The following is an 11,631-nucleotide window of genomic DNA, read 5'->3' on the forward strand; positions in this document are numbered from 1 at the left end:
CCGGCCACGAACCACCCGCGCCCGGCTACGCTGCTAGGCCGTCCAGCCCGGGTCCCGTCCGCTCAGGCCCACCGCCCGGTCGAGCAGCGGTGCGTCCGCCAGGACCGGGACGACCGGGCCGAAGATGCCGCCGCCCCGACTGGGATCCTCCGCCGCCGCGAACAGGAAGTCGTACGACATCCGCAGCGCGGCCGGGTCGGGGGTGTACGGCAGGCCGGTGGCGCGCGCCAGGTCCCAGCCGTGGATGACCAGTTCGTCGACCGCGACGGCGGCGGCGACCTCGCCGGGCAGGTCCACTCCGCCCGCCCTGGTCATGCCGGTCCAGGCCGCCGGGTCGCGCCAGGCGTCGGCCAGTTCGTCGAGGGCCTTGGGCAGTTCCTCGCGCCAGCCCGGGGGGATCTCCGGGGCGGCGGCGCCCGGGTTGCCGTCGGTCGTGACGCCCAGGTCCTTGCGGGCGGCGTCGCGGAAGGCGACGGACAGGTGCAGCACGTGGCCCAGCATGTTGCGCACCGCGGAGCCGGGGCAGGGCGTGGGCGCCGCCAGCTGCTCGTCCCGCACGCCCTCCGCGAGCCGCGCGATGATCCGTGCCTGTGGTCCGAGGTCCAGGATCGTGTCGGTCATTCACCGCTCCTCACAGTCGTGTCGAAGAGGCAGACCCGCACGGCCCCCGAAACTCATCGCCCGGTGCCGCCGGAGTCCCTCGCATCCAGGTCTACGGCACATGACCGATCCCGGCACCCCGGCCTCAGGACCACGATGAGCAGGCATGACGACATCGACCTGGCCCCTGGTGCGCGTGCTGCGGGACCGCCGCGCGCGGCTGTGTCTCGCCGCCCTGCTGGTCTCCGGTTTCGGTACCTCCGCGCTGTGGCTGGCCTCCGGGGTGTGGGTGAGGGACCTGACCGGTTCGGACGGCCTCGCCGCCCTGTGCATGCTCGCCCTGTGGGCGCCCACGCCGGCCGGGCCGGCGCTGGGCACGCTCGCCGACCGGATGCGCCGCAAGCCGCTGCTGATCACGCTCAACCTGCTGCCGGCGGCCCTGCTGCCCGCCCTCCTGGCCGTCGACTCCCCCGGCCGGCTGTGGCTGCTGTTCACCGTGCTGTTCGTGTACGGCACCGCCTCGGTCGTGCACGAGGCGGCCAAGTCCGCGCTCGTCGCCGCCGCCGTCGCCCCGGAGCTGCTCGGCGACTTCAACGGCCTGCGCACCACGGCCGTCGAGGGCATGAAACTGCTGGCCCCGCCGGCGGGCGCCGGTGTCTACGCGGCCTGCGGCGGTCCGAGCGTGGCCCTGCTGGACGCGGCGACCTTCGTGTGCGCGGCGGCGCTCTACGCGTGTGTGCGGGTGCGGGAGATGCGGCCGGAGCCGGCCACGCGCGCGTGGCGAGCGCAGACCGCCGAGGGCGCCCGCTTCCTGTGGGGGCACCGCCGCCTGCGCCCCCTGGTCGTGGCGGGCGGGGCGACGATGCTGTGCGCCGGCCTCAACGGCGCGCTGGTCTACGCCGTCGTCGACGGTCTGGGGCACTCCCCCGCCTACGCGGGCGCGCTCTACGCGGCGCAGGGCGCCGGTTCGGTCGCGGTCGGGCTGGTCAGCGGGGCCGGGCTGCGGCGGCTCGGGGAACGCCGGTTCGCCGCGTGCGGGATCGCTCTTACGGCGGTCGCGGTAGCGGGGCGGGCGGTGCCGTCCGACCCGGTGGCGCTGGCGTGCGGCGCGGCGATCGGGGCGGGACTGCCCTGCGTGCTGATCGCCGCGATGACCGCCGTACAGCGTGGAACCGCGGACGCGCTGCTCGGGAGGGTCACCGCGACCGCCGGCACCCTGATGTACGCCCCGAACGTCGTCGGCCTCGCCCTGGGCGCCGGTCTGGTCGAAGTCACCGGCTTCCGGCCGCTGTTGCTGGCCGTGGGCGCGGGACTGCTGGCGACGGCGGTCTCGCTGCGTCAGCGGGACGCCAGTGCCGAGCGCACCGCCTCCAGGTCGTCGTCGGACGCCAACCCGGCGTGATAGAGCCGCAGTTCGGTGGCGCCGCACTCCCGGGCCGCCGCCGCGTCCGCGGCCAGCGTTCCCGGGCTGCCGCCCATGCCCGCGACCACGGGGAGGTTGGCGGCGATGACGGCGTCCTCGCGGCCCTGCTCGGCGAAGGGCGTCAGCAGGCCGGGGCCGCCCGCGCAGGGCACGACCACACCGTCCGCGACACCCAGGATGTGCGCGGGATCGACGCCCGGGTTGGCGCCGACGCGGTACGTCGTCGGGTCGGCGTGCAGCAGGACCTGGAAGCCGTCGGGGGCGGCCTCGCGCACGGCCCGTACGGCCCTCTCCTGGAGCGTGCGGGCGGTCTCGTCGCGCCACGCGCGCGTGGCGGCCGCCCTCTCCTCGCCCAGCAGCTTCTCCACCCCGGTCCAGCCCCCGTCGTCGGGCTCGCCCCGCCACAGCGGCTCCAGCGCGTCGCGTACGGCGGCCGCCAGCGCGTCGGGGTCGAGGCCCTGGGCGCCGTACCCCGTCCGGCAGACGGGGCAGAAGCAGAGCGACATCAGGTAGTGCCCGGCGTCCCCGAGTCCGACCCCGCCCGTCTTGTCGTGGGCGTGCAGGTGCTGCAGGCCGTACCAGCCGAGGGACTCCAACTCGGTGCCGCGCGCCCCGGGCCGTACGGCCGCCTCGGCCGCGAGGTCGGTCAGGTACACGCGCGTGGCGGGCTGGGCGATGCAGGGGGCCCAGGGGTAGCGGTCGCCGTAGGCGTTGACGACGGAGGTGGCCGGATGCTCGGCGCCCATGCGGGAGTTGTGGGCGAGGACGACCCAGGTGTGCACCTCCAGGCCGGCGTCCGCGAGGGCCTCCGCGGCCTCGCCGTACGCGTCGCCGGGCGCCCAGTCGCCGGCCGCGTAGGGGCGCAACCGACGCCCTTCCCAGCGCGCGTCCGTGGGGTACAGCACGGCGGCGTGCTCGGCGGTGACGATGCGGTGGCGCGGGTGGCGCGGGGTCAGGGCGCGCGTGGAGTGGTAGGCGGCGGCCAGCGTCACCTGCGGCACGCCGAGGCCGGCGATGCGCCGCGCGGCCTCGGGATGTCCGTTGACGTCCCAGGGGTAGACGAAAGCCGACGCCTTCACTTGCCCTCCTCCAACAGCGCGTGGCCGCGCTCGATCAGCCGGGCCAGTTGCTTCACGTGGTCCTCGGTCGGCTCGTGCAGCGGCGGCCGGACCTCGCCGACGTCCAGTCCGCGCAGTCGTACACCGGCCTTGACCAGGGACACGGCGTATCCGCGGCCCTGGGCGCGCAGTTCGACGAAGGGGCGGTAGAAGCCGTCCAGGAGCCGGCGGGCGGTGGTGTCGTCACCGGAGTTCAGGGCCGCGTGGAAGGCGAGGGCGAGTTCCGGGGCGAAGCAGAACACGGCGGAGGAGTACAGCGGGACGCCGATGGCGCGGTAGGCGAGCTGGGTCTGCTCGGCGGTCGGCAGGCCGTTGAAGTAGAGGAAGTCGCCGGAGGTCTCGGTGCGGACGGCGCTGATGACGCGCTGCATCAGGTCGAGGTCGCCGAGGCCGTCCTTGAAGCCGATGATCCCGTCCGTGCGGGCCAGTTCGACCACGGTCTCGGGGGTGAACAGGGCGTTGTCGCGCTGGTAGACGATCACCGGCAGCGCGGTAGCGGCGGCCACCTCGCGGTAGTGGCGCAGCAGCCCCTCCTGCCCGGCGACCACCAGGTACGGCGGCATGGCGAGCAGCCCGTCGGCGCCGGCGTCCTCGGCCAGGCGCGCGTAGCGCACGGCGAGCGCGGTGCCGTACCCGGCACCCGCGACGACCGGCACCCGCCCCGCCGTCTCCTCGACCGCAGCCCGCACGCACGTCTGGAACTCCTCCGGCGTGAGCGCGTGGAACTCGCCGGTGCCGCAGCAGGCGAACACCGCGGCGGCCCCGGCCTCGACGCCCTGGCGCACATGGGTGCGGTAGGCGCCCAGGTCGAGGGAGCCGTCCGGGCGGTAGGCGGTGACCGGGAAGAACAGCGGCCCGCTCGGGATGCTGAGGCGAGCGGCGAGGGGGGCAGGCGTCACGGGCTCTCCCTGAGGCAGGCGCGTACGTTCTTGTGATCGGTGTCTATATTTCTGAACATCGCCACCCTAAGGAGCGCTCTCCGGGCCGGTCAAGCGCGCGATTCGGCGCGATGACGACCGAAAGTCAGCGGAAAAGAGGTGAATCCGGCGGCCGCGCGGGACACTTGACGGAGCGTGGCACCGCTCCCTAGCGTGTCCATGAATGTGAATACCGTCCACACATGTGCCCCAAGGAGACCGAGGATGCCCGCTCCCCGCACCGTTCTGCTCACCGGCGCCGCCGGTGGGGTCGGCACCCTGATGCGGAACCTGCTCCCGGCCTTCGGCTACGAACTGCGCCTCCTCGACGTACGCCCGATCGAGGGCGACCCCGACGCGGTCACCGTCGACCTCTCCGACCGAGCCGCCCTGCGCGAGGCCGTCCGGGGCGTCGACGCGATCATCCACCTCGCGGGCATCTCCCTGGAAGCCCCGTTCGAGCAGATCCTGAAGGCGAACATCGAGGGCACCTACAACCTGTACGAGGCCGCCCGCGAGGAGGGCGTGGCCCGCATCGTGTTCGCCTCCTCCAACCACGCGGTCGGCTTCACCCCGCGCCCGCAGGGCGACGACCCGCTGATCCCGATCGACACCCCGCGCCGCCCGGACACCTTCTACGGCCTGTCCAAGTGCTTCGGCGAGGACCTCGCGCAGCTGTACTGGGACAAGTACGGCCTGGAGACGGTGTCCGTCCGCATCGGCTCCTGCTTCCCGGAGCCGACCAGCGTGCGCATGCTGTCGGTGTGGATGAGCCCGGCCGACGGCGCCCGCCTCTTCCACGCGGCCCTGTCCGCCGAGAACGTCGGGCACACGGTCGTCTACGGCTCCTCCGCCAACACCCGCCTGTGGTGGGACCTGTCGACCGCCCGCGCGCTCGGCTACGAGCCGCAGGACGACTCGGAGGAGTTCGCGGAGAAGCTGATCGCCGAGCAGGGCGAGCTGGAACCGGACAACATCGCGCACGCGTACCTGGGCGGCGCCTTCGTCAGCGACCCGCCGATCTGGCCGTACTGAGCCGACAGGAACAGATCGTTCGCGCGGCGGGCGGGCACCTAACGGGCCCGCCCGCCGCCGTATTCGGGCACGGACGTTGCCCGCTCCCACGCGCGCGTGCACAGCCGCGCAGGTCCGAGGCGGACGCTCCGTTTGCGTGAACGGGCACACACGGGCAGCATCGGGCCGGCAACAGGCCTGGTCAGCGCCGAGCACCGGCTGTAGAACTTCCTGCATGGGTCCCACCGGGCCCGAACGGTCAGCCCGCGCACGGCAGGGAAGCAGGTGACGGCGATGACGGCGAACACCGCGAGGACGGCGGAGGAGCGCCAGCGCGAGATCGTGCGGGCCGCGCGCGCCACCGGCTCGGTCGACGTCACGGCGCTCGCCGCCCAGCTGGGCGTGGCCAAGGAGACCGTACGACGGGACCTGCGCGCCCTGGAGGACCACGGCCTGATCCGCCGCACCCATGGCGGGGCCTACCCCGTGGAGAGCGCCGGCTTCGAGACGACGCTCGCGTTCCGGGCCACCAGCCATGTGCCCGAGAAGCGCAGGATCGCGGCCGCCGCGGCCGAGCTGCTCGGGGACGCCGAGACCGTGTTCGTCGACGAGGGCTTCACCCCGCAGCTCATCGCCGAGGCACTGCCGAGGGACCGGGCACTCACCGTGGTCACCGCGTCCCTGCCCGTCGCCGGAGCCCTCGCGGAGGCGGAGAACACCTCCGTCCTGCTGCTCGGCGGCCGGGTCCGCCCCGGCACCCTGGCGACCGTCGACCACTGGACGACAAAGATGCTGGCCGGCTTCGTCCTCGACCTGGCCTACATCGGCGCCAACGGCATCTCCCGCGAACACGGCCTGACCACTCCCGACCCGGCCGTCAGCGAGGTCAAGGCGCAGGCGATGCGGGCCGCGCGCCGCACGGTGTTCGCCGGCGTGCACACCAAGTTCGGCGCGGTCAGCTTCTGCCGGTTCGCGGAGATCGGCGCGCTGGAGACGATCGTCACCAGCACCCTGCTGCCGTCCGCCGAGGCCCACCGGTACTCCCTGCTGGGACCACAGGTCATCCGCGTCTGACTGTCCGGCCTTTGTGCGACACCGGGGAACGCCGTGCCGAACGGCGCCCCTTATACCCCCTATGTCCAGGAGCGATCCATGCGAACCCCGAGCCGACGACGGCCCCCGCGAGCCACGCTCGCCCTGGCCGCCGCAGGGACGCTGCTCGCCCCGCTGCTCTCCGGCTGCTGGGCCGGGGCGGGCGGGTCCGGTTCCGGCGGCGACTCCATCAACGTCCTGATGGTGAACAACCCGCAGATGGTGGAGCTGCAGAAACTGACCAAGGCGCACTTCACCGCGGAGACCGGCATCAAGGTCAACTTCACCGTCCTGCCGGAGAACGACGTCCGCGACAAGATCAGCCAGGACTTCGCCAACCAGGCCGGCCAGTACGACGTGGCCACGCTCTCCAACTACGAGATCCCCATCTACGCCCGGAACGGCTGGCTGCACGAGATGAACTCGTACGTGGCCAAGGACCCCTCCTACGACGAGCAGGACGTCCTCAAGCCGATGCGCCAGTCCCTGACGGCCGACGACGGCAAGCTCTACGGGCAGCCCTTCTACGGCGAGTCGTCGTTCCTGATGTACCGCAAGGACGTCTTCGCCGCGAAGGGCCTCACCATGCCCGCCCACCCCACCTGGACACAGGTGGCAGACCTCGCCGCGAGGGCGGACGGCGCGCGGCCCGGCATGAAGGGCATCTGCCTGCGCGGACTGCCCGGCTGGGGCGAGGTGATGGCACCGCTCACCACCGTCGTCAACACCTTCGGCGGCACCTGGTTCACCAAGGACTGGAAGGCGGAACTGGACTCCCCCGCCTTCGAGAAGGCGACGAAGTTCTACGTCGACCTCGTGCGCCGGCACGGCGAGTCCGGCGCCGCCCAGTCCGGCTTCGCCGAGTGCCTGAACAACATGACCCAGGGCAAGGTCGCCATGTGGTACGACGCCACGTCCGCGGCCGGCTCCCTGGAGGCCGAGGGCTCACCCGTGAAGGGCAAGCTCGGCTACGCGCCCGCCCCCGTGGAGAGGACCGCCGGCTCCGGCTGGCTCTACACCTGGGCCTGGGGCATCCAGAAGGCCTCCCGCAACCCCGACAAGGCCTGGAAGTTCGTCTCCTGGGCGTCCGGCAAGGGCTACGAGCAGCTGGTCGGCGAGACCAGCGGCTGGCCCAATGTGCCGGCCGGCAAACGCGCCTCGACCTACACCAACGCCGAGTACGTCAGGTCGGCCGCCGCCTTCCAGGAGATGACCAAGGAGGCCATCGAGGGCGCCCGGCCCAACGACCCGGGGGTGCAGCCGCGCCCCGCGCCCGGCATCCAGTTCGTCGGCATCCCCGAGTTCACCGATCTCGGCACCAAGGTCTCCCAGGAGATCAGTGCCGCCATCGCCGGACGCCAGTCCGTCGACTCGGCGCTGAAGAGGTCCCAGCAGCTCGCCGAGAAGATCTCGAAGGAGTACGAGGGACGATGACCGCCACGACGACCGCGCCGATCGCCGCAACTCCCCTACGCGCCCAGGGCGCACCGTCGACCCGGCTGCGCGCCTGGGTCACCCGCGCCCCGCTGCTGCCCGCCCTGGTGTTCATGATCGCGGTGACCCAGCTCCCCTTCGTGGCCACGCTGGTGATCTCGTTCTTCGACTGGAACGCCCTCTACCCGAAGGCCCGTCACTTCACCGGCCTCGACAACTACCGGCAGGTCCTCACCGACGCCGACCTGCGCCACTCGGTGTGGACGACCGTCCTGCTGACCGTCACCGTGGTCCTGGTCAGCCTGGTCCTGGGCCTGCTGCTGGCCCTGCTCCTGGACCGCAGGTTCAAGGGCCGCGGGGTGGTCCGCACCCTGCTGATCGCCCCCTTCCTGGTGGTCCCGGTGGCCGCGGCCCTGCTGTGGAAGCACGTGCTCTACAACCCCGAATACGGCCTGTTCAACGGCCTGTTGCACTACGTCGGTGGCCCCCAGCCGGACTGGATCTCCCGTACCCCGCTGATGGCGGTGGAGGCCTCGCTCGTCTGGCAGTGGACGCCGTTCATGATGCTGATCCTGCTGGCCGGTCTGCAGAGCCGCGACCACCAGCAGATCGAGGCGGCCCGCGTCGACGGCGCGAGCGACTGGCAGATCTTCCGCCACCTGACACTGCCGCACCTGCGCCGCTACCTCGAACTCGGCGCGCTCCTCGGCTCGATCTACATCGTCCAGAACTTCGACGCCGTCTTCACGATCACCTCGGGCGGCCTGGGCACCGCCAACCTCCCCTACACCGTCTACCAGAGCTTCTACCAGGCCCACGAGAACGGCCTCGCCTCCGCCGCGGGCGTCCTGGTGGTCATCGGCTCGATCGTCATCGCCACCTTCGCGCTGCGCGTGGTGTCGTCCCTGTTCCAGGAGGTGTCCCGCGCATGAGCACCGTCGCCGTAAAAACCCGCCCGCGCCGCCGGGGAGCCGGCCTGGGCCTGCTGGCCTGGCTGGTCGGGATCGCGTTCTTCCTGCCCATCGCGTGGATGGCGCTGACCTCCTTCCACTCCGAGTCGGACGCGGCGACCAACCCGCCGTCCTTCGCGGCCGCCCTCACCCTGGACGGCTACCGCGAGTTCTTCGGCACCGGCGGCGGCGCGAGCCCCTGGCCGGCGCTGATCAACTCGACCGTGGCGTCGGTGGCGTCGACGCTGTGCGTGCTGTTCCTCGCCCTGCCGGCCGCGTACGCGCTGTCCGTGCGGCCGGTGAAGAAGTGGACGGACGTCCTGTTCTTCTTCCTGTCGACGAAGATGATGCCCGCGGTGGCCGGCCTGCTGCCGATCTACCTGTTCGCCAAGAACGCCGGACTTCTGGACAACATCTGGCTGCTGGTCCTGCTCTACACCGCCATGAACCTGCCGATCGCGGTGTGGATGATGCAGTCGTTCCTGGCCGAGGTGCCGGTGGCGGTGATCGAGGCCGCGCAGATCGACGGCGCCCGGCTGCCGACGATCCTCGCGCGCGTGGTCGCCCCGATCGCCCTTCCGGGCATCGCCGCGACCGCCCTGATCTGCTTCATCTTCAGCTGGAACGAACTGCTCTTCGCCCGGGTCCTGACCGGCGTGGTCGCCGAGACCGCCCCCGTGTTCCTGACCGGCTTCATCACCAGCCAAGGCCTGTTCCTGGCGAAGGTGTGCGCCGCGTCCCTCGTCATCTCCCTGCCGGTGCTCGCCGCGGGGTTCGCCGCCCAGGACAAGCTGGTCCAGGGCCTGTCGCTTGGAGCCGTCAAATGAAGGCCGCCGTCATCGAGTCCGTGGGCCGCGCCGTCGTCACCGAGGTCCCGGACCCGACCCCCGGCCCCCGCGAGGTCGTCGTCGAAGTGGCCGCCTGCGGCCTGTGCGGCACCGACCTGCACATCCTCCAGGGCGAGTTCGCCCCCAAGCTGCCGATCGTGCCGGGGCACGAGTTCGCGGGCGAGGTCGTCGGCGTCGGCACCCAGGTCACGGAGGTCGCGGTCGGCGACCGGGTGGCGGTCGATCCGTCGCTGTACTGCCACGAGTGCCGGTACTGCCGTACGGGTCACAGCAACCTCTGCGAGCGGTGGGCCGCCATCGGCGTCACCACCGGGGGCGGCGCCGCCCAGTACGCCGTCGCACCGGTCGCGAACTGCGTGAAGCTGCCCGAACACATACGCACCCAGGACGCCGCCCTGGTCGAGCCGCTGTCCTGCGCGATCCGCGGCTACGACGTCCTGCGCTCCCGCCTGGGCGCACACGTCCTGATCTACGGCTCGGGCACGATGGGCCTGATGATGCTGGAACTCGCCAAGCGGACCGGCGCGGCGAGCGTCGACGTGGTCGACCTGAACGCGGAGCGGCTGGAGACCGCGCGGCGCCTCGGGGTGTCGGCGTCCGCCGCGAACCCGGACGAGCTGGACCGTCCGCAGGGCTGGGACCTGGTGATCGACGCGACGGGCAACGCGGCGGCCATCCAGGACGGCCTGGAGCGGGTGGCCAAGGCCGGGACGTTCCTGCAGTTCGGGGTGGCGGACTACGCGACCCGGGTGACGATCGACCCGTACCGCATCTACAACCAGGAGATCACGATCACCGGCTCCATGGCGGTCCTGCACAGCTTCGAGCGGGCGGCGGAACTGTTCGGGAACGGCGTCCTCGACCCCGACGTCTTCATCAGCGACCGCATCCCGCTGGAGCGGTACCCGCAGGCGCTGGAGCAGTTCGCCGCCGGAGTCGGACGGAAGATCGTCGTGGTGCCGTAGAAGTTTAAGGGAACGGTAAAGCCGTTACGCTCGTTCACCGGTCATGACAGCTATGACCCCGGGCTCGAACATCCCTCTGTCCGTCTCACGCGTGGCGGTGGACGTCGCCGCCCCCGTGCGGCTCGACGTGTCGGGCCTGCTGCTCACCGGAGACGGCAAGGTGCGCTCCGACGACGACTTCATCTTCTACAACCAGCCGGCCGGACCGGGCGTGACGTACCGGTCCGGCGGCGGTACGTCCCCGGACGCGATCACCGTCGACACCGCCGCCGTCCCGCCCGGCATCGAGAAGATCGTCGTCACCGCGAGCCCCGACGCCGCGGGCCAGACCTTCCAGGGCATCGAGCCGACGGCCACGATCCGGGACGCCGACAGCGGCGCGGCCCTGGCCACGTTCACACCCCCGCAGCTCGGCGCCGAGACCGCCCTGGTGGTCGTCGAGATCTATCTGCGCAACGGCCAGTGGAAGGCCCGCGCCGTCGGCCAGGGATACGCCAACGGACTGGCGGGCATCGCCACCGACTTCGGCGTCACGGTGGAGGAACCGGCCGCTGCCACACCCACCGCTCCGCCCATGTCCACCCCGCAGCCGGCGGTGGCGGCCCCGCCTCCCCCGGCCGCCCCGCCCGCCCCGGCGCCGGGCGCGGGGAAGATCAACCTCGACAAGGGCCGCGTCAGCCTGCAGAAGAACCAGACCGTCTCCCTGGTCAAGGGCGGCCGGCCGCTGCTCTCGCAGGTCAAGATGGGCCTCGGCTGGGAGCCCGCGTACCGAGGCAAGAACATCGACCTGGACGCGTCGGTCATCGCCTACGGCCCGCAGCGCAACCACATCGACAGCTGCTACTTCGGCAAGCTGTCGATCCTGAACGGCGCGATCAAGCACTCCGGGGACAACCTCACCGGCGAGGGCGGCGGCGACGACGAGGTGATCGCGGTCGACCTCGGCCGCATCCCCCAGGAGGCCACCGGCCTGGTCTTCACGGTCAACTCCTTCTCCGGCCAGAAGTTCACCGAGGTCGCCAAGGCCTACTGCCGACTCCTGGACGCCACCACCGGCGAGGAACTGGTCCGCTTCGACCTCACCAACGCCGAACCCCAGACGGGCGTGATGATGGCCAAGCTCATCCGCCAGTACTCCGGCGAATGGGAAATGACGGCCATGGGCGACTTCGTGAAGGCCCGCACGGTGAGGGGGATGGTGAAGCCCTCGGCCGAGGCGCTGTAGACGGAGAAACCCTCCCCCGGGTCTTGATCGCGCGTAATCTGCACG

At 71.9% G+C, this 11,631-nt stretch carries 11 protein-coding genes; 8 read left to right on the forward strand and 3 right to left on the reverse strand.

Annotated elements, in window-relative coordinates:
• Window positions 1-33: 33 nt before the first annotated feature.
• Window positions 34-621 carry a TIGR03086 family metal-binding protein gene (locus FBY22_RS30330; protein ID WP_142151166.1) on the reverse strand — a complete coding sequence of 196 codons (588 nt, stop codon included), beginning with the start codon at window positions 619-621 and terminating at the stop codon, window positions 34-36.
• Window positions 622-766: 145 nt separating this feature from the next.
• Here FBY22_RS30330 and FBY22_RS30335 point away from each other — a divergent pair, with 145 nt between their 5' ends.
• Window positions 767-2,002 carry an MFS transporter gene (locus tag FBY22_RS30335; RefSeq protein ID WP_142151167.1) on the forward strand — a complete coding sequence of 412 codons (1,236 nt, stop codon included), beginning with the start codon at window positions 767-769 and terminating at the stop codon, window positions 2,000-2,002.
• On the opposite strand, the gene FBY22_RS30340 is transcribed toward FBY22_RS30335, so the two are convergent.
• Window positions 1,939-3,102, reverse strand: coding sequence for a hypothetical protein (locus FBY22_RS30340; RefSeq protein WP_142151168.1), 1,164 nt, complete (start codon window positions 3,100-3,102; stop codon window positions 1,939-1,941). The genes FBY22_RS30335 and FBY22_RS30340 overlap by 64 nt on opposite strands.
• Complete coding sequence (locus FBY22_RS30345) at window positions 3,099-4,040, reverse strand: 5-dehydro-4-deoxyglucarate dehydratase (RefSeq protein ID WP_142151169.1); 942 nt, start codon at window positions 4,038-4,040, stop codon at window positions 3,099-3,101. The genes FBY22_RS30340 and FBY22_RS30345 overlap by 4 nt, the downstream gene beginning before the upstream one ends.
• A 243-nt stretch (window positions 4,041-4,283) precedes the next feature.
• Here FBY22_RS30345 and FBY22_RS30350 point away from each other — a divergent pair, with 243 nt between their 5' ends.
• The 7 genes from FBY22_RS30350 (at window position 4,284) to FBY22_RS30380 (ending at window position 11,586) form a co-directional block, all read left to right on the forward strand.
• Window positions 4,284-5,093 carry an NAD(P)-dependent oxidoreductase gene (locus tag FBY22_RS30350; protein ID WP_142151170.1) on the forward strand — a complete coding sequence of 270 codons (810 nt, stop codon included), beginning with the start codon at window positions 4,284-4,286 and terminating at the stop codon, window positions 5,091-5,093.
• A 273-nt stretch (window positions 5,094-5,366) separates the two neighbouring features.
• The gene (locus FBY22_RS30355) at window positions 5,367-6,146 is read left to right on the forward strand and encodes a DeoR/GlpR family DNA-binding transcription regulator (RefSeq protein WP_142151171.1); all 780 of its coding nucleotides are present in this window, start codon (window positions 5,367-5,369) and stop codon (window positions 6,144-6,146) included.
• Between the two features lie 78 nt (window positions 6,147-6,224).
• Window positions 6,225-7,598, forward strand: coding sequence for a sugar ABC transporter substrate-binding protein (locus FBY22_RS30360; protein WP_142151172.1), 1,374 nt, complete (start codon window positions 6,225-6,227; stop codon window positions 7,596-7,598).
• Window positions 7,595-8,530 carry a carbohydrate ABC transporter permease gene (locus FBY22_RS30365; protein WP_142151173.1) on the forward strand — a complete coding sequence of 312 codons (936 nt, stop codon included), beginning with the start codon at window positions 7,595-7,597 and terminating at the stop codon, window positions 8,528-8,530. The genes FBY22_RS30360 and FBY22_RS30365 overlap by 4 nt, the downstream gene beginning before the upstream one ends.
• Entirely contained in the window at window positions 8,527-9,375 is an 849-nt protein-coding gene (locus FBY22_RS30370) for a carbohydrate ABC transporter permease (RefSeq protein ID WP_142151174.1), read from the forward strand. The genes FBY22_RS30365 and FBY22_RS30370 overlap by 4 nt, the downstream gene beginning before the upstream one ends.
• Complete coding sequence (locus tag FBY22_RS30375; RefSeq protein ID WP_142151175.1) at window positions 9,372-10,361, forward strand: zinc-dependent alcohol dehydrogenase family protein; 990 nt, start codon at window positions 9,372-9,374, stop codon at window positions 10,359-10,361. Before FBY22_RS30370 ends, FBY22_RS30375 begins: the two co-directional genes overlap by 4 nt.
• 52 nt (window positions 10,362-10,413) lie before the next feature.
• A complete protein-coding gene (locus FBY22_RS30380) occupies window positions 10,414-11,586 on the forward strand; it encodes a TerD family protein (RefSeq protein ID WP_142152566.1) in 1,173 nt (390 codons plus the stop codon).
• Window positions 11,587-11,631 lie beyond the last annotated feature (45 nt).

Source organism: Streptomyces sp. SLBN-31 (assembly GCF_006715395.1).
Lineage (GTDB): Bacteria > Actinomycetota > Actinomycetes > Streptomycetales > Streptomycetaceae > Streptomyces.

Coding starts and splice junctions, on each gene's coding strand:
- FBY22_RS30380 (WP_142152566.1), top strand. CDS start 10,414: ATGACCCCGGGCTCGAACATCCCTCTGTCCGTCTCACGCGTGGCGGTG.
- FBY22_RS30355 (WP_142151171.1), top strand. CDS start 5,367: ATGACGGCGAACACCGCGAGGACGGCGGAGGAGCGCCAGCGCGAGATC.
- FBY22_RS30375 (WP_142151175.1), top strand. CDS start 9,372: ATGAAGGCCGCCGTCATCGAGTCCGTGGGCCGCGCCGTCGTCACCGAG.
- FBY22_RS30370 (WP_142151174.1), top strand. CDS start 8,527: ATGAGCACCGTCGCCGTAAAAACCCGCCCGCGCCGCCGGGGAGCCGGC.
- FBY22_RS30350 (WP_142151170.1), top strand. CDS start 4,284: ATGCCCGCTCCCCGCACCGTTCTGCTCACCGGCGCCGCCGGTGGGGTC.
- FBY22_RS30330 (WP_142151166.1), bottom strand. CDS start 621: ATGACCGACACGATCCTGGACCTCGGACCACAGGCACGGATCATCGCG.
- FBY22_RS30335 (WP_142151167.1), top strand. CDS start 767: ATGACGACATCGACCTGGCCCCTGGTGCGCGTGCTGCGGGACCGCCGC.
- FBY22_RS30365 (WP_142151173.1), top strand. CDS start 7,595: ATGACCGCCACGACGACCGCGCCGATCGCCGCAACTCCCCTACGCGCC.
- FBY22_RS30360 (WP_142151172.1), top strand. CDS start 6,225: ATGCGAACCCCGAGCCGACGACGGCCCCCGCGAGCCACGCTCGCCCTG.